This window comes from Microcystis sp. M165S2 (assembly GCF_020245885.1).
In the GTDB taxonomy this organism is placed as follows: Bacteria; Cyanobacteriota; Cyanobacteriia; order Cyanobacteriales; family Microcystaceae; genus Microcystis.
Window position 1 is genome coordinate 1 of record NZ_JADBTZ010000011.1, and the last position, 18297, is coordinate 18297.

At 37.1% G+C, this 18297-nt stretch carries 16 protein-coding genes; 3 read left to right on the top strand and 13 right to left on the bottom strand.

The features are described 5' to 3' along the window. Positions 1 to 227: 227 nt before the first annotated feature. The 10 genes from IM479_RS00505 to IM479_RS00550 form a co-directional block, all read right to left on the bottom strand. Positions 228 to 3968: a WD40 domain-containing protein gene (locus tag IM479_RS00505; protein ID WP_287685366.1), complete on the bottom strand. Its 3741-nt coding sequence runs from the start codon at positions 3966 to 3968 to the stop codon at positions 228 to 230. Positions 3969 to 4006: 38 nt separating this feature from the next. Next, on the bottom strand, positions 4007 to 4555 hold the full coding sequence (locus IM479_RS00510) for a Mov34/MPN/PAD-1 family protein (RefSeq protein ID WP_287685367.1): 549 nt from the start codon (positions 4553 to 4555) through the stop codon (positions 4007 to 4009). A gap of 5 nt (positions 4556 to 4560) precedes the next feature. Then, positions 4561 to 6288 carry a type IV secretory system conjugative DNA transfer family protein gene (locus IM479_RS00515; protein ID WP_287685368.1) on the bottom strand — a complete coding sequence of 576 codons (1728 nt, stop codon included), beginning with the start codon at positions 6286 to 6288 and terminating at the stop codon, positions 4561 to 4563. Positions 6289 to 6298: 10 nt separating this feature from the next. Beyond that, positions 6299 to 6766 carry a hypothetical protein gene (locus tag IM479_RS00520; protein ID WP_287685369.1) on the bottom strand — a complete coding sequence of 156 codons (468 nt, stop codon included), beginning with the start codon at positions 6764 to 6766 and terminating at the stop codon, positions 6299 to 6301. Between the two features lie 47 nt (positions 6767 to 6813). Further along, positions 6814 to 7446, bottom strand: coding sequence for a 4Fe-4S single cluster domain-containing protein (locus IM479_RS00525; protein WP_287685370.1), 633 nt, complete (start codon positions 7444 to 7446; stop codon positions 6814 to 6816). A gap of 57 nt (positions 7447 to 7503) precedes the next feature. After that, complete coding sequence (locus IM479_RS00530) at positions 7504 to 7719, bottom strand: DUF2997 domain-containing protein (RefSeq protein WP_287685371.1); 216 nt, start codon at positions 7717 to 7719, stop codon at positions 7504 to 7506. Between the two features lie 23 nt (positions 7720 to 7742). Continuing rightward, a complete protein-coding gene (locus IM479_RS00535) occupies positions 7743 to 8879 on the bottom strand; it encodes a DUF4339 domain-containing protein (protein ID WP_287685372.1) in 1137 nt (378 codons plus the stop codon). A gap of 13 nt (positions 8880 to 8892) precedes the next feature. After that, positions 8893 to 9642: a hypothetical protein gene (locus tag IM479_RS00540; protein WP_287685373.1), complete on the bottom strand. Its 750-nt coding sequence runs from the start codon at positions 9640 to 9642 to the stop codon at positions 8893 to 8895. A 15-nt stretch (positions 9643 to 9657) separates the two neighbouring features. Beyond that, a complete protein-coding gene (locus IM479_RS00545) occupies positions 9658 to 11328 on the bottom strand; it encodes a Ycf46 family AAA ATPase (RefSeq protein WP_502856221.1) in 1671 nt (556 codons plus the stop codon). A gap of 278 nt (positions 11329 to 11606) precedes the next feature. Further along, positions 11607 to 12692, bottom strand: a complete 1086-nt coding sequence (locus IM479_RS00550) for a hypothetical protein (RefSeq protein WP_287685375.1) — start codon at positions 12690 to 12692, stop codon at positions 11607 to 11609. 301 nt (positions 12693 to 12993) lie between these two features. Here IM479_RS00550 and IM479_RS00555 point away from each other — a divergent pair, with 301 nt between their 5' ends. Together IM479_RS00555 and IM479_RS00560 are read left to right on the top strand one after the other, a co-directional pair. Beyond that, positions 12994 to 14496, top strand: a complete 1503-nt coding sequence (locus tag IM479_RS00555; RefSeq protein ID WP_287685376.1) for an ATP-binding protein — start codon at positions 12994 to 12996, stop codon at positions 14494 to 14496. Then, positions 14489 to 15811: a tetratricopeptide repeat protein gene (locus IM479_RS00560; RefSeq protein WP_287685377.1), complete on the top strand. Its 1323-nt coding sequence runs from the start codon at positions 14489 to 14491 to the stop codon at positions 15809 to 15811. The genes IM479_RS00555 and IM479_RS00560 overlap by 8 nt, the downstream gene beginning before the upstream one ends. 150 nt (positions 15812 to 15961) lie before the next feature. Here the strand turns inward: IM479_RS00560 and IM479_RS00565 are convergent, their stop codons facing one another. The 3 genes from IM479_RS00565 to IM479_RS00575 form a co-directional block, all read right to left on the bottom strand. Beyond that, complete coding sequence (locus IM479_RS00565) at positions 15962 to 16141, bottom strand: hypothetical protein (protein ID WP_353737564.1); 180 nt, start codon at positions 16139 to 16141, stop codon at positions 15962 to 15964. Next, positions 16107 to 16367, bottom strand: coding sequence for a hypothetical protein (locus IM479_RS00570; RefSeq protein ID WP_287078080.1), 261 nt, complete (start codon positions 16365 to 16367; stop codon positions 16107 to 16109). Before IM479_RS00570 ends, IM479_RS00565 begins: the two co-directional genes overlap by 35 nt. A 324-nt stretch (positions 16368 to 16691) precedes the next feature. After that, positions 16692 to 16940: a Ycf34 family protein gene (locus IM479_RS00575; protein ID WP_002745598.1), complete on the bottom strand. Its 249-nt coding sequence runs from the start codon at positions 16938 to 16940 to the stop codon at positions 16692 to 16694. A gap of 94 nt (positions 16941 to 17034) precedes the next feature. Between IM479_RS00575 and IM479_RS00580 the strand changes: the two genes are divergently transcribed. After that, a complete protein-coding gene (locus IM479_RS00580; protein WP_287685379.1) occupies positions 17035 to 18252 on the top strand; it encodes a tRNA nucleotidyltransferase/poly(A) polymerase-related protein in 1218 nt (405 codons plus the stop codon). Positions 18253 to 18297: the final 45 nt, after the last annotated feature.

The window sequence follows — 18297 nt, forward strand, 5'->3', positions numbered from 1 at the left end:
ACCCAACGATTGTCTGGGGATAATTTCCCCTCCGAGGGAAACTCGAAGTTTTCTGGTGAGGTTGGCAGTTGCTCACTCTTGCGATACATTGGTACTAAGGAGAGAAGATGCAAGGGTTTTGAGTAATTTTAGCAGATTCAGGGGCACCTAAGCGACTCTCAATCTAGCTAAAAGCCTTTTCCAATAAAGGTTGTAGCTTCTTTCAGCAAACCCTACTTATCTTCTTTTCAACGTGACAGAAAAGCTCCTAAAATTTTCATTGTGTTGCTCGTTTCATAATTCAACCCTTCTACTCCTGTAATATTTGTTTGTTCATAAAGTCTGGGAGAGCGTAAAGTATTCTGACATTCTCCTGTTTTCAGGTTCCAAAGTTTAATCGTCTCGTCTTCACTTGCGCTGGCCAATGTGTTACCGTTGGGACTAAAACAGACTGACCTGACACTTTTAGTATGTCCACACAGGAGTTGATGAAGTTGACCTGTTTCAACATCCCAAATTCGGATTGTTGCGTCATCCCCCCCACTTGCTAGTAACTTCCCGTCGGGACTAAAGGCCACTGACCATACCCAAGACTTATGACCTTCAAAACTATTAATTAATCTACCATCTTTGACTTGCCAAAGTTTGACCGTTTGATCATCACTTGAGCTGGCTAATAGTTGACTGTCAGAGCTAAAGACAACAGACCAGATTCTTCCTTGATGACCTGTAAAAGTCCGCAAAGATTGAGTCATATCATCTTCAATAGACCAGAGTTTAATAGTTCGATCTTCACTACCAGTTGCTATTAATCTTCCGTCAGGACTAAAAGCGACTGATAATACCCAGGCCTGATGTTCCTCAAAAGTTTTCAGACAAAATCCTCTCGGAACTGACCAAAGCTTAACAGAATTATCTCCACTACCACTCACCAATATTTGACTATTGGGACTAAAAGCGATCGCCCACACTCGCTTTTGATGTTCTGGGGAAAAAGTGTACTTTTCATCTGTTTTGATATCCCAAAGTTTAATGGTGTTATCGTGACTGGTACTAGCAATCAATTGACCATTCGGACTAACCGCAATTTGATATAATAAAACCCAATAATCTTTTTCTTGTAAAATTTTAATCACCTCGCCACTTTCCCCTGACCATAATCTAATCGTTTGATCTCCACTTCCACTTATCAATGTTTTTCCATCGGGACTAAAAGCTACTGAACAGATCCAGTCAGTATGACCATTAATCTGTTGAAGACATTTATGGTTTTTGATAGACCATAATCGGATCGAACGATCTATAGAACCACTCAAGATATATTGACTATCGGGACTGAAAGTAATTGATGATAACCGATTGCCATATCCCCTAAAACACTGAAGACATTTTCTGGTTTTAACTGACCATAATCGCAGGGTAAAATCTTCACTCCCACTGGCTATATATTGACCATTTGGATTAAAAGCAATTGACCAAATCCAGCTTTCATGTCCTTCTAAAGTATCAATATTTTGATATTTTCCTTCTATAATAGACCATATTTTAATGGTTTTATCCCCACTACCACTGGCTAGAAGTTGACCATCGGAACTAAAGGCAACTTGCCAAACCCAATCTTGGTGTCCTGTAAGAGTATGGAGACATTCTCCTGTGTCAACTGACCATATTTTGATGGTTTTATCAGCACTCCCACTGGCTAAAAGTTGACCATTTGGACTAAAAGTAACACCACCTACTCGTTCTTGATGTCCTTCAAGGGTGTGGAGACATTCTCCGGTTTCAACTGACCATATTTTGATGGTTTTGTCCTCACTTCCTGTCGCTAAAAACTTACTATCAGCACTAAAAGTAACTGATCTAATAGGAGCATGATGTTTTTGAGAAGGATCGGGGCAAGAGTGACAATTTATAGATATATCTGTTATAATAGACCAAATTTTTACAATTCCGTCTTGTCCCCCACTTGCTAGTAACTGTCCCTCGGAATTTAATGCTACTGACCACACCCAGCTTCCGTGAGCAGGAAAACTTTTGTTTAATTCTAATTTTCCGTCTTGTTTGACTTTCCAGAGGTAAATCATCCCATGACTGTCACCAGTTGCTAAAAGATATTCTCTTTGAAGATAGCGATCAAACTGACTACAAGAAATTGATAAAATACTGCCACAGGTTTGAGGAAAAATACAATCAGAGAACTGTGAATATGAAAAATCTACTTGGTTTAGTCTAATGTTTGAGAAATCGACTTGTCGAATAGGGATATGGGAAAAATCGTAGTCTCTTAAATTACCTTTTTTCAGTATATTAAGTAAGTTAATAATATTGCCAGCAATGCAACCAATTTGTCCAGAAGGTTCATGTTTTAATGTCTTTAAACACTCAATTAGTTGGCTTTCCACATTATTTTCTTGAAAATTATGGATTAAGTTCTTAATTATTGGGTGTAAAATAACATTAATTTGAATCTTTCTTACATAATCTGGAACAGTAGTTTTAGTCAAGGAGTTACTTCTTAATAATTGGAAATTTTGAGTTTTGATTTCTTCTGTTGCTATGGGAATAATTTTTTGAGTGAAATATTCAATCAATAAAGGATGTAGTGTAAAGTAGTCATCTTCTTTATCTAAGAGAATTTTGGTAGATAATGTTCTAATTCCTTCTTGAATATTTTTACCGTCAGGTTCAATGATAATATTGTGTTTTAGTTCTGACAAAGAAACTGGATTTCGATTAATCGCTAACTCAAAAAGAATCGCTTTTTCTAAATCAGATAGTTGCTGAAAGTAAGAATTAAAAATAAACTCAAAATCTTCTATAAGAAGATTACCTTTTTCTAAAAAATCCGAGAGGTTATTATGATTAACCTGTTGAATATGAAGAGCGATAGATTTGATAAATAAAGGATTGCCATGACAGACTTGTTGAATTAAAAATTGCCATTCATCCTCTGTACCATGAAAGGTGTCAATATCTCCAAAAATTTGCTTTCCAGTTTGATAGTCAAGTCCCTGTAACTCCAGGAAATAGGTTGAAGTGTTATTTCCTGCTAACGATTCAAGTTCTTGAGGAATTTTTCGACTGGTTATAATTAAACAGCTGTTGTGCTTTGACTGACCAATTGCTTGTAAAATTTCCCTATATTCTCCATAGTTTTCATGCTCAATAATGGCATCAATATTATCTAAAAATAATAAACAACGATATTTGGCTAGTATCTTGATCAATTTTACCAGTTTTATTTTAAATTTATCTTCTGTCTTGAAACTGATATTTTGGGAAATAATATTGCCTGTATTTTCAAGAAATTCTAGGGATAAAGGAGGATTCAAAAAAGACCAATAGATAACATGGTGAAATTCCTCTTGAATTTGCTCAATCAGTTTACAGACAAGAGATGTTTTTCCGATTCCTGCTATTCCTAAAATTCCGATAATTTTACACGGGGGACTATTTTGAAAAAACTTTTGTTTTAATAATACCAGTTCTTTCTCTCTGCCATAAATCTGAGAAATATCAGGAATCAATCCGAAATTATCATAATTTATTTCTGTTTTAATTGATGAGTTTTGAAGACCAGGAGATTTACGCTTATCCCATTCTTCCTCAAACTTCCACAAATTTTCTTCTGTAAATGGACTCCAAAGGTTGAGGGTGAAGTGCCTTTGTCGTGATCCTTGAGCATTTGTGCGATTATCTGTAAGTATTCCCCAATCTTTTAAAACATCAAGAACATTTCTCATCTGAATTGTAGTGAGGGAAATAACTGATGTTTTTTTAGTACCAGCGTTGCAAAAATCTACCAAAACTTTTAATTCTGTTTTGACAATTAGTTTTGGGTGAGGTTTATCATATTTCAACCAGTTATAGATTATTTTATCTGACCAATAAGCTTGATCTACTAATTCACCGTTCACATACGTTAATAATCTTCTTAACAAAAGAGAAAGTTGTTCTTTAACTGTATCACTTGTATTTAGTCTTGGCATAATCTATGAAGATAATTTTTCTCATTATAGCTCTATTTTCAATGTTGATTAATAGTTTCTAAGGAATCTGGAAAGGATTTGAGGGTTAAAAATTTTTCTGGGATGAGATGGTCGCCTACTTCTATAGGAATTTTAGTATATTGAGGGCGTGATAAAGAATCGGATTCAATTAAAACATGGTACATCGTTAATCGGAAATCAGGATCAAGATTAACTAAGGCAGAAATAGCTCCATCAGAATTTTGAGAAGCATATTTTTTATTCGTTATATCATCAGTTTTTGAAAAACAATCAAAACTACTAGGATGTCTATGCCAAAGTCCAAGAAGTTCTATAGGCTCCTGATAATATCTTCCTATTTTCTTAGATAAATGATTAATATACTCAGTATCATATTCAAAATAACCGGGTTGAAAAATAGGATGTATGCCTGAATCTAATGTTTCGAGAATGTACCATATATTAACTGTTTTTATTCCTAAGAAAATTCCACCTGTTTCTGTTTTAGAGCTTTCATAGGTTTCGGCGACAATTGCTAAAAAGGCTCTCTCTGAAAAAATAGTTTGGAGTTTTAAGTAGTTTAACATTTTTACTAAACTGATTCGTGTTGAGGATTGTCACAGGACATTTCTTGAAAGTAAGGTTCTCTGAAATATTCTATCTTTTTTGCCATAATTGGATCGTGACCTTGAATAAAAATTATTTGTTCATTGCGATTCATTCTCATGATTTCATCAGGATGTAGAAGGTCTCTAACTTGTTGGTTTCTTGTAGTTCCAGAACTTGTGCTATTGCCACCAGGTTGACCATGATTTTGATTTTGACCCTCGTTAGTCGATATCACTTCAATTGTTGTTTTGCCGAGCTTTTCTGAGACATATTTAGCCGTCTCTAAGTCGGCGACCCCAAAATACTGCTGCACCTTACTACTAGAAATAAATGGTTGCCATTCATCATTGGGATAAAGTGCTTTTATTTGAGATAAATCTTGTAAAATTGTCCAAATAGTTGCGCCATAACCTCTGACAATTGAAACAGCATCTCTGAGAGAATCCATACGACCTAATTGTGCCATTTCATCTAGTAAGAATAAAACTCGATGTCTCGGTTTACCTTGAACACTTAAAATGGCTCGAATAGCCGTACTTATCCATAATCGGAGTAAGCGAGAATAGGATGATAATTTATCAGTAGGTAAAACTAAATAAATAGAAACATTACCTGTTCTTTTTAGATCTCGAATATCAAAACTACTCCGAGATAAAGACTTGATAACTCTCGGAGAATCAAGAAATCCGGTGTTGCTTTTAACAGTGGAAAGGACACTAGAAGCGGTGTTTTCTGCTAATTGTTTGAAACCAGATGCGGTTCTGGCAATTATTCCATGAGCATAAGAAGAGCTTTCCATCATGTTAAGATGAAAAGCTAATTCATCAGGAGGAGAAGTGAGTAGTTTTCTTACCTCTCCTAAATGTCTTGATTCTTCAGGGGATTCACAAACGACATAGAGAATAAATCCCGTTAAAAGAGTAACTGCTTCATCATTAAAATATTTGTCATTACCCTGCTCACTTTTGGGTCTTAAAATCAAAGAATCTGCTAAAGTTCTCGCATCATCTATTAAGTCATCTTCGTCAGGATCTAAAAGATCTAAAGGATTCAATTGAGCCTGATCTTTTTTGTCACAAATTCCAAAAGGATCTAAACAAAGTACATTTTGTCCCATACGTTGGCGTGCAAATGCTGTCACTGCATAGTTTTCTCCTTTAGGATCTGTAACAATAACTGAGCCGGGATAGGTTAAAAGATTAGGAATAACGACTCCAACACCTTTACCCGCACCAGGGGGAGCAACAGTTATTAAATTGCCTTCAAAGCCACTCCAATCTTGATTAAATCTAAGTAGTAGTGAATCTGATTGTGTTTTTCGTGAGATCATTCCTTTCTTTTTCGTAATTTTTCCTAGCACAAGACCTTGAGAATCAAATAGATTTAAGGCTTCCAGATCTTTTTCATTTGACCAGCGTGCTGTAGCTTGTCCACCACCAATTTTTTTTCTATCTGAACTTTTAGAAGGAAGAGCAAAGCTTTTTACTTGAAAGATCATTGCTGCTATAAACCCAACCCCAAAAATCAGAGCAAGATAATCAACGGTTAATTGAGGGACAAGATATTTAGCAGCGAGAACAAATAGCAAACCTGTTAAGAAATGAAAGGGATAGCGACGAACAATGTTGAAAAACATTAGCAGTATTTTACCTGCTACCGCTATAGATATTTCAAACATTTTAAACACTAAGTTAAATTGATCTTGAGACATGATTTTTCCTCTATCCTTGAGTTCTTTGAGTGCTGGTTAGTTGTATCATCTGTTGTTCTTCAAGAGTTGTTGTTTTTTGACGAGCAGCTTCTTGTCTTGCTTCTAAAACACTTTTTATTGCTTCTTTTGACACATCAGCAAATTTTTTTGTTTCTATTTTATGATTATGATCTTTTTCTATTTGAAGTCTCTCCTTAGTACCATCAATCGATGCTTTCGATGCTTTATAGATGTCTTTTGCCACATTATGTTGTTTTTCTATTGAAATTTTATTGGCGGCTTTTTGTCTTTCTTCATCAGCTTTTTGTCTTTGTTTGTCTTGTATTTGCTTAAGAAGACTTCTCAGTTCATTAGCTTTATCCCTAAATTCTTTAGCTTTTTCAGGTTCATTTTTTTGCTCATGTTCAGCCGCTCTTTTTTCAAGTTGAGCAATTTTTTCCTGTAACAAAACATCGCTTGGACTAAATTCGTTAGGCATAAATTCACCTCTTGGTAAAGTTTTTAGTGGAAAGAGAACGATAAAATTTATCGGTCATTAGGTATTGTAGCTGACGATATGTAAAATCTAGAGTCGTTAATTAAACTCTCTATCTGCTCACTACTAGCCATGCCATTAAGAAATATCTGACCATCTTGATAAATCCGAATTTCTAAACGGTTGGCAATGTTAGTTAGAGTATTTTTTAGGTTTAGGTATCGCGGTGAAAGAAAGTGATATCTTTGATTGGAAGAACCAACCCAAGGACGATTTATATCACTTAAATCTTGACGATATGGCCCATCAATCAATAAATCGGTTACTGACAGTAAATCATGCCAATCTTGCCGAGAACTGGTGCTAAGATTCTCATAAATATACCCCGTAAAAGTAACAACTGATAAGCCTGCTTTTTGTAACAATTGGCCAAGATGAGCTAGAGCCGCAGCTTGGGCAAAAGGTTCGCCACCGACAAAGGTTACTCCTTCTATAGTTGGACCGCTTATAATACGCTCAAAAAGACTTTCTGTGTCAACGATTTCGCCACTGTTATCTTCCCACGTCCAAGGAACAGCACAGCCAGAACAGCGAATGGGGCAACCTTGAACCCAAATACAAGCACGTTCTCCGGGTCCTTCAGCCCGCGTATGAGGCAAAAACTTATTGATTCGTAATTCCATAGAAAAAGCCAAGATTATGTTAATAGAGTTAGCAATTTATGAACAAACTAGAAGCTTTTAACTTCTATCATTTACGGTTTCGTCTATTTGTTGACTCAACCAAACTTCTTGATTCTCATAATACTCAGGAGTATAGGATGACTCATATACCTCGGCATTGAGAACCTCTTCTAAAATTTCAATGTAGTCAGTACAGGCTTTCCCCTTGATGCCTTGAACCTCTGCCTGTACTCGACCATCAGGAAAAATCCGAAGTTGTATTTTTTTAGACATATTGATCCTCCTTGAATTATTAATTAAAAATCAATTAGACGTTGATCTTGAGCGTCTGAAATATTTTCAGATTGGTAAGCAAGAATAACAGCTTTTGCTTTTAACTTTGTTACTATATGAGGTTGTAGCTGTAAAAATTCTGCAACTTCATCAAAACTGCCAAACCCTAAACGAATTTCACGTTCCCTGACTAACTTCTCAGCTTGAGCTATTGTTATATACGGTAATAGAAGTAAATCTGCTAGGGGTGCATTGTTCAAGTCAATAGGTGTTAAATCAACGGGGTCTTCCTGTTGGGACAAGTTTTGTTTTTTAGAGATCGTCTCTATGGGTTCTTGTTTATTAATTTGTCTAGGAGATGGAATATCTGTATCTGGAGGTGGAATTAATTCTCTTAGCTGTGGAATTTCTGTTATTGAAACCCATTCTATCATTCCAGGCTTCCAACATAGACATCCATTAGGATTTATTTGACGAGTGCCGATCAGATGTCGAACTGTATCTAAATCATACGGACCATAAGTTTCACCAGATACTCTCAAACTATAACTATTTTCTTGAAGATTTTTGTAATTTTGGGCTTGCCCAATTGCCTTTTCGATTGATTGAACAGCTAGTTTTGCTTCGTTAATATTTTTGAATCCTCCCACCGTGTAATTGCCAGAAGTTGTACCGATAATCACTATTTGGTTGGGTTTTGTAGGGTCAGTTGTTATTCCTATTAGAACAAAACTGCTTATAAGTACAGCTAAATAAAAGAATATGCGTGGCACTATCCCGAAACCTAAAAAGACACAAATCCCAAAAACGATACTTGTTATCAGGGTATTTTTAGGTTTGACTGCCGAGGCAACACAGCAATTAAAAAACCAAACAATAAAAATACAAATAAGTGTCAAAATAAATATAAATATATTAGTTTGATGATAAATTTTATACAGGTCAAATGTCATTATGCCAACAATAACAATATGAAGTCCCCATACAAGGGGATGACCAGAATTGCTTTTAGGGCTTTCCATTTTTGCGTTTAGAACTTCATCAATACTATATTCACGGTTTTCTACATAATTCTTGTAGGTACTATTTTCTGCGTAAATCTTTTGCTCTGTCACTCTAAGTCCAGATGCGTTGAAATAAATTAATTCTTGATTTTTCATTTTTTACCACCCCTTAATTATTGATAGTTAATGTCAAAAGAATAGAGTTGTCTTCTTGCATTTCTTCACTTTCAATAACAAGATTCCGCTCTTTAGCTCTTTGTTTTAGGGATTCAAGCGTTTCCTTTTGGATTTGATGCTTGTAATCTTCATCAATAGTAGATAGGCTGTTGTAGATTAACTTCAGTTCTCTGGCGTTAACTTCAACAAAAAACGAACCATCATCGGAAGGGAAAAATCTTAAAGACGCTGGACCAATATTACAAATTAACTCGCCTTTTTCCGTTTTTTTGGGAACCATACCAAATTTTATCAAGGTTTTACGCAACAGATTTTCATCTCGAAAACTGGTAGGAAATACCTCAGTTTTGATTGATTCAACTGGTTTAGCCAATTTAACTAATGGACTGGTTAGATCGTTAGTAGTGCCAAAAACTTTACGACCAGCACGCCGTTCTACAGCCTTAATAAAGCGATTGAGTACATCATCTGGAGTAGATTTTCTAAAGACAGCAACCCATTGACCGTCTATCAAATTCCAGAAAAAGAAATCTTGTTCTCCTTGTAAATGGGTTTTATAACTATTTCCCCACTTTTCTGCATCGTAACCAGCCCCTCTAACACAAAATTCTAGTTCGTTACTATTTATGAAATTAGTAGGAACTTTATTTTGTGAAGAAGCTGCCCATTCTTCTAATTTGTCTATGCCTACTATTGCAGTTAAAGCTAAAGCAACTGGAAGTAATAAAAGACTGATAGACATAAAATTATTTCTCCTTTAGAAATCAATAGTTCTGCCGCCCCGTGACACCCGAACGTCAACATCAGCTTTTTCGACTTTTTGGTCGTAACCTGATCTGTCTTGGTTGCTGGTTGCGGCTACAGCCCTCACGTTTGCCCATTCTCGGATAGCATGAATTTGTTCAGCTTGTGTGACTGAAAGTGGTACAGTGTTTTTTATGGCTAGGGAAAAATCATCAGATTTGATACTACGATTCTCAGCAAATGCTTCAAATAGGGCTGAGATTACCGCTTGTTCAACTTCCGCACCGACAAAGCCTTCAGTTATCTGAGCTAAACTCACTAGAAAATCATCGTTTAGCTGTAGATTGCCACACACTTCAGGCTCTTGTAAACGTTTGTTTAGATGAACACGAAAAATCTCCTTTCTTTCATGTAAAGTGGGCAAATCGACAAAGAAAATTTCGTCAAAACGACCTTTTCTAAGTAGTTCAGGTGGCAAACTGTGTATATTATTGGCGGTTGCTGCTACAAAAACTGGTTTTGTTTTCTCTTGCATCCAAGTCAGAAAAGTACCAAAAACACGAGTAGAAGTGCCACCATCTCCGCCAGAACCAGAAACACTACTGAATCCCTTTTCTATCTCATCAATCCAGAGAATACAAGGAGCGATTGCCTCAGCAGTTTTGATAGCTTGACGCATATTCTCTTCACTGCTGCCAACTAAACCACTGAAAACTTTACCCATATCTAGGCGCAGTAATGGCAATTGCCACATAGCACTAATCGCTTTAACAATTAAACTTTTTCCACAGCCCGGAACACCTGTAATCAATACGCCTTTTGGTGGAGGAATATGATAAAGCTGTGCTGATTCCTGCCAAGATTTGTTACGCTTACTAAGCCAGCGTTTTAAATTTTCGAGTCCTCCTACATCCTCTAGATTGATGGTACTTTTAATAAATTCTAAAATGCCTGTTTTTCTGATAATTTGCTGTTTTTCTTCAAGTATAATCTCAATGTCTGAAATGTCGAGTCTTCCACCTTCGACCATTGCACGAGCAAAAGCATTTTCCGCTTCCTGTAAAGTCAAACCCAATGCTGCTTTTGCTAAACGTTCAGTTTCCTCGTCGTTAAGCTCAATAATAATTTTGCCACTTTGCCGATTTGCTGTAATCATCTCCTCTAAAACAGCCTTAATTTCCTCAAAAGATGGCAACTCAAAGTCAACAATTGTGACCTCTTTCTGTAATTCATTGGGCAAAACAACTGTAGGAGCAATAAAAACAACATTTTTGGGCTTACTACTGCGTCTTAATCTAGCAGAAAGATCGCGTAGTTTGCGGATAATCTGGTAATCGGGTGTTTTACCTCGTTCACCAAAGTACACATGGAAATCTACTAGAATAAAGATAGCAGGCTCGGCATAGTTATCTATGAACTCAAGGGCTTTAATTGGTTCTAATAGTTTGCTCTGTGTATTGGTTTCAGCTTGACTGGATTGTTTATTATCCGGTGTCATCCCTGTTGTCAACTTCCACACAAAACAATTCCGAGTTGTGCGAATTTTGCTGGCCTCAGTAGCAACCGAGCGAAGGATATTAATCACCCTTTCTTCTTCCCAAGTTGGGATATACAAATAGGGAAACCTTGCTCTGAAAAGGTTTCCTACTAGAATACTGAATTTGTTGGCATCGTGTGTTTGCATATCGGTTTTGATTTTAGCTTTTGCCCTTTACGCTTTAATTTCTGGGACTCTCTTGAATTTCGTGTGATCAGCCTTGTGTATACTTCCTATGTTATAAACTTGGGACTTTCCCCGATGCAAATTTTTTTTGAAAAGCTGTAAGTCTTTGTGCGATAAGGCATTGCATCGCTAAGACTCTAGCTCGACTTCGGGACACTTAAGGATATAGCCAATTTTCAGGATAATTTACCTTAAGTTCCCAAAATCTAGTATTTATCGGAAACCTATTAAGCTAGACTTCACACTGCAAACGCTTCCTTGTGTTTATGAAAAATTTGGTCCGCGTTGTGGTACTGATGCTTAATCATCGACTGCTCCAGTTCAATGAGATACCATTGACCAGCAAATGTTCCATATTTTAAGCAAACTTTTTCATTATCGTGTAGAGTGTGCTTAAATCCAAAACGTTCTTTATACAGTGCTTCAATCGTTTCGTCCCCTTTTAGATAAGTCGTGTATGAGATTTCAGTGTGAGCAATATCATGTTTGTAAGTCAAGATAGCTCGAATCAATTGCTGATAAACAAGATAACTTGTTCCTATTTTGCCAGTTCCCTGTTTATCATATAGAGAGAGACTTTCGCCGACGCTTGTTACATTTTTGGGTAACATCAAATGCTTTCCTGTGTGTTTTCCTTCACAAAATGTGGCCAGTTGACAAGGCAAATAGTAGCCATATTCAGCCAGAGCATAGGTATAACGTGCAACACCGATTACCTGAGAGGGATTTTGTTCAGGATAGGCTAGAAAAATAACCGATTGGTGAGTAAATAAATCGTCGATTTCTCTGCAATAATTTTGCGAATCAGGATAGCGATTCTTGAGAAATAAGAAATAAGATTCTATTTCTGCCGGTGTTTCCGCTTCCTTGACCAGATAACCTTTGACCTTTGGCACATCAAAACAAAGTAAGGCTCTTTTGCGAAGAATCCAGCAGTTGCCAATGTTACTTAACACAATAAATCCAGCACAAAAAAACAGGCTCTTCACAGATTGCTCAATATTAGGGGTTTGGGATATATCATAGACAAAGAGAAAGCCGTTATCCTGTAACATTCTTCGGACAGTCCTTAAAGTGAATAGAGGATCTTTTTGTGTGTAATTTGTGGTCTTTAGCGTTTCAAAGGTTTGTGCCGTTGAATCCTTTTCCTCGTTTGGTTTTAAATCAAGCCAACAAGAAAGTTGCTCATAGTGACGCTCGCGTATTTGACCAATAAATAAGTGATTGACATCGACTCCATCCGACGACAGTAGCCGCACCGATGTAGATGATAATGAGGTAAACTGTTTACCATTGGTTTCGTTGATTATTTGAGAAATAGCCATTTTGCTACCCTTAGGAAGAGGACAACGAGCAATGAGGTTCTCTTCATTGGGAGTAAAGCCATAGAAATCCTTAGATTTTCTAGGGAGAAGCAAGCAAAACGATGATTTTTGGGCGCAAAAAGTTAAAGAAGCTGGAATTAGAAAGAATTAGAAAGCTTGAATGGCTTCCTATACCTATAATTGAGCAAATAGCTGATATGTACTTAGTCAGATTGAGAGAAAGTTTTTCAAAAAATGAGAATTCCGGGGGATAAGTGATCAATAATAGAGAAATAAACTTATGTAGATTGAATAGAGAGCAATGAAGTTAAAACTCTCCGTAGCGGGACTTGAGCAAGTCAAAACCCGATGGGCGCAAAAACAAAAAGAAGGCTGGACTAGAGAGCATTTATGTAAGGAAGCTAGTCAATTTTGTCAACCTCGTATAGACTGGGTAGAAGATCTGGATTACCGATTTTCCTATGCCAATTCCTGCTCACCAGAGACTTTCGATCATTTTTTGAGGGGTAAAAACATTCAATCGGAAGGTTTTTTCGCCTTTTGTCGAGCTTTGAATATTGACCCTTCAAAAGTCGCCGACCTAGATAATCTTTTGCAAAAACTGACTCAAAACATCGAGCCTATTTGGGTGGGGCGAGAGTCTCTTCAAAGTGATTTACTTGAAAAACTAAGAGGCGATTGTCGCATTGTGGTGATTACAGGAATAACAGGTATTGGGAAAACTGCCCTCACCTACAAATTGGCCTTAGCTTTGTGTCAAGAAGGTTTTCCTCCTGAACTGCCTATTGATTTTGATGGGTTTAATCAACCGGAGCATCAACAGTCGCAATCAGAAGCACAAAACTTTATCAGCACAGCTATTGATTTACTCAATCGTGGCGATGAACCTGTTACGGCAAGACAAGCAAAAAACCCAGAACAATTATTAACTCAACTGGTTAATCATCTGAGCAATAATCGTCGATTGATTTGGTTTGATTCAATGGAAAATCTTTTACAAGGAGAAAAACAAGATGGCAGTAATCGCTTTAAGGACCCCCTCTGGCGAGGGTTTTTTCAAAAGATATTAGAAGCCGAAGATTGTCAGACTCGAATTGTGATAACTTCGCAGGATAAGCCTGAAGATTTTGAAACTTTTAGTCAAGATCAATATTGGCATATTCAGCCATTAATGGGATTAGAAGATCAGGAAAGTTTACAGTTATTTGACCGTTTATTTCAACAAGCAGAAGTCGAATTAATTCTTCATGGACGTAACCTTGCTTACCTCAAAGAGATCGGAAAACTTTATGAAGGACACCCTCTTGCTCTCCGCTTAATTTCCGGTGATATTATTGAAAGACTGAATGGAGATATCGGCACTTATTATGAGGAAAATAAATCCCGATTTCGACGATTAAGAGAAATGATTGATGAAGCTCAAAAAGCCGATGCTGATGATTATTACAAAGTTAACTTAATGACCAAAAACTTACGAAAACAACTGTTAGAGGAGGAAATCAAAAGAACAATAGAGCGACTTGAAAACACTTTTGAAACTGCTTATTTATTGCTTATATATGGCTCCACCTATTCATCTTTTGAACTTAAAAATGCGTGGTTTCAAAATCTTCAATTCTTTTCAGAATACGAGGAACAAGATTTAGACCTAGCTCTTTTTACCTTGTTTAACCGTTATTTAGTAGAAACTCAAAAACAACCGGGATATGAACCACATATCAAACAGCATAGTTTAATTCGCAATGTTGCTTTCAAGAAGCTAGTATCTACCCAAAGAAAAGAAGGAAACCCAAATCATGAATGATTTTAAATCTCCTCAATTAAGAGTTAAAGAACATTTCAAAAGTATTGATTTTACTGTTTTTGGAGAACTCGCTCAAGTTAAACAAAAAGGGGAAATTTTAGCGGCGACAGGAAGTCATTTTGAAAAAGCACATTTTGGCGCATTTATCTGGCATTTAATTGGTTATGAACGCCATATTAATGATAAAATGGGACAGAAGCTCTCTATTCAAGAACGGGCAAGTCGTTATGTGGAAGCATTTCTCTGTCTATGTCAATTAGGTTGGTACAAAGAGGCTAAATCTTTGTTTTCTTTACCTTTAGAAATTCATGATCCAACTTCTTTCCCCTTGCACAAGCAATTACGCATCTGGGGGCACTACGAAAATGCCATAAAACTGTGTAAGGGATTATTAGGAAATTTTGACGCTGAAACTGATTTTCTCTGTTTAAGTGAACTCGGTTATATGTATCGAGAATTAGGACAATTAGACCAAGCAAAAAATTATGCGGATAAAATGTTATCTTTAGCCGAGCGATTAAACAATACTCTTTGGAAGGCAAGAGGAAAAGTAAATATAGCCACAATTGATGGAATAAAAGGTGAATATTTAAACGCTGAAATAGGACTGAATGAAGTTTTAAATCTAGCCGATATTCTTCCCGATTGTGACGAAAAATTTGAGATTATTAATGTTGCTTATTTAAATCTGGGTAATTGTTATGGTTATCAGGGAAAAATTGACCAGACTATTGCTTGCTTAGACAAATACTTAAAATGGGCAGAAAAAATAAAAAACCTTATTTATCAAGCAATGGCTTTACGAAATTTAGGAGAAGCATACCGGCGAATCAATGATTTGAATCAAGCTATATATTATACTCAAAGAAGTCTTAATTTATCTGATCAAATAACCGATGAAGCAGGAATTATTTTGTCCTTGGGAAATTTAGCCTCAATTTATGGGCAACAAGCAAATTTTGAGGAGTCTGAAAAATACTTTAAACAACAAAAGAAAAGAGCTTTAGCTATTTCAGATGTAGCAGGTGTTGCCCATGCTTGCGCTGGACTAGGAGAAATTTATAGTATCACTCGAAAGGATGATCTAGCCTATCAATATCTTAAGCAAGCTTTAGATATTGCCCTCGATATTGGAGAACGATATATAGAGCTAGAGACTTTAATTGTTTTGGCTGAATTTGAAGAAAAAACCCATGATCTTAAATCAGCTATTAATCACTGGCAAAAAGCCTTACATCTTTCTAAACAATTAAATATTCTCTCACATAAAGAGAACTGTGAACAAAATCTAGAAAGGTTGTTAAACCCCAACTAAGTTGAGACTGAGTAACGCACAGAAAACGGGTTTCTCCGAGAAACCCGTTTTCTACTCATGCACTCATGCAAAAGGGGGAATACATAATCAGTTTTTAATAACTGGATTTAGTATGACAAGCAACTCGTTGTCACCCCTTCAGCGGTCACACTAGATTGAAACAATCTGAATTTCCCTGACTAGGTGCATTGGTTTGGTTTGCTTTTCGGTGGTGATTAGTTCATCAGCTTGAATTTGTAGCGCAGCAGCAACATGAAGTGCATCCATCGCCGCTAAACCGTAAGTGCCAGCAATTTCATGACTCACTGCATCCCCCTCGACGTGCAGCAATTTCTTGTTCTATCTCGTCTTCATTGAGCAGTTGCAATCCAGCTGCGATTGCCCGATGTCGGATTTCCCATAACTTTTTGCTTAATGGTGTTTGGGGAATAAAATTAGATTGTGGTGCTGTTGTTTCTGACTTAGACTTAAGTATTTGAACAAATTGTAAAACTTTTTGTTGCTTTTCCGGTGTCAGTTCTCGCCATTGTTCAAGTAGTTCTTCTTCTTTACCCATAAATACCTCGCTCTTAAGTAGCTGGTTATAATTAAATTAAAAATAGATTTTAGGTTCGATCCCCCCTGCCCCCCTTGATAAGGGGGGTGCCGATAGGCGGGGGGATCTGATAACTTTTAACGCCTACCTACTTAAGTTATGAATTGTTTGCTTTTAAGCAATGCTCATTGATAAAAACCACTCCAGACACAACGGTTAGGAACTTTTTCTATATACATGACCACCATTCCACGGGTACAGCAAGAAAAGTTAACGGGTCTATCTATTGCTGGATAAGGGTTTTTGGCTCTTGTAGTAGATATGTATGGGGGAGGTTCCGGTATTTTAGGTGGGAATTGGTTCACCCGGACGCAAACTAGACCATTTACCAGTTTCCCGTAAAAAGCTGTCACAACCCACCACATCCCACTCCATTTCGATATAATCTTCCTTGGTGCGAATGTTAACGTTAATAGAAGGGTTCTTCGCTTCAAAGTCCGGTGTCTCGGTGAGATGACGTTCCTGATGTTGTGTTTCTACAGCATGATAGGTGAGACAGCGATCAACAAAATAGCAGTTAATACAAATACACATAAGTTTAACTCTATAAGTCTTTTCCGTTAATCTAGCTCAGTCTCTCCCCAAATGGGGCCGGTCAAAATTATATTTTTGTAAACTGCTCTTGTCGATGTCTTGTCAAAAAAACCTAAATAGTTTAGTTAAAGAAGTTTTTGCGATTAATCAGGAAGAATTGCCAGAAAATGCTTATTTAGTCGGTGGTGCTGTGCGAGACGCTTTATTAAACCGTCAGAAAGACTATATTGACCTAGATTTTGTGGTTCCCGAAAAAGCGATCGAAATTGCTCAAACTATTGCCCATCAGTATAAAGCCGGTTTTGTGGTTTTAGATGCCGTTCGTCAAATTGCTCGCGTCGTTTTTCCGCAGGGTACGCTTGATTTCGCACAACAGGAGGGAGAATCTCTAGAAATAGACCTAAAAAGACGGGATTTCACCGTTAATGCTCTCGCTTATAATCTCCAAACCCAAGAAATTTTCGATCCTTTAGGGGGATTAAAAGATTTAGGCTGCCAATCTCTGCGGATGATTTCCCGGGAAAATCTCCAAGATGATCCCCTAAGATTATTAAGGGCCTATCGACAAGCGGCTCAATTAGACTTTGAGATCGAACCCCATACCCGTGTAACTATTCGTTCTCTTGCCCCTTTATTGCGCCTTGTAGCCGCCGAAAGGGTACAATCCGAGCTAAACTACCTTTTGCTCAATTCCCGTGGCAATAAATGGCTAAAAAGTGCCTGGGAAGATGGCTTATTATCTCTCTGGTTGCGTCGGATTACCCCCGCAAAAATGGGACGAGTTATGGGGGTGGAAGCGGCAGCGGGATTTTTAGAATCTTTGTTACCAGAAAAATTTATCTTTTCCCCTTCTCAGTTGCAGTTGACAAAATTGGCCCTATTGGTATCGGATATTTTAGCAGAAGCGGAAAAAGAACTAATCAATCTCAAGTATTCCCGTGGGGAAATTCGCACGGTAATCACGGTAATTAAGTCTTTACCCCCCCTCAAGGAGGCAGACAATTTAAGTCTGCGGGAACAGTATTTTATTTATCTAAATACGGGAAAAGTATTTCCTGTCTTTGCTCTTTTTGCTTTATCGATGGGGATTAACAAAAATATCGTCGCTTCTCTGTTTACTTCCTATCTTAATCCTGATAATATTATCGCCCATCCCCGACCTTTATTAAGGGGCGATGATTTAATCAACCATTTACACCTGAAACCTAGTCCGATTATTGGTAAGTTATTAACCGAGGTACAAATTGCCCAAATTGAAGGCAAAGTTACAGTTTTTCAGGAGGCGATCGATTTTGCTAAAAAGTTATTATAGGTGGTTGGAGAACAGAGAAGTGAGGCTCTGTTCCCTATTGATACC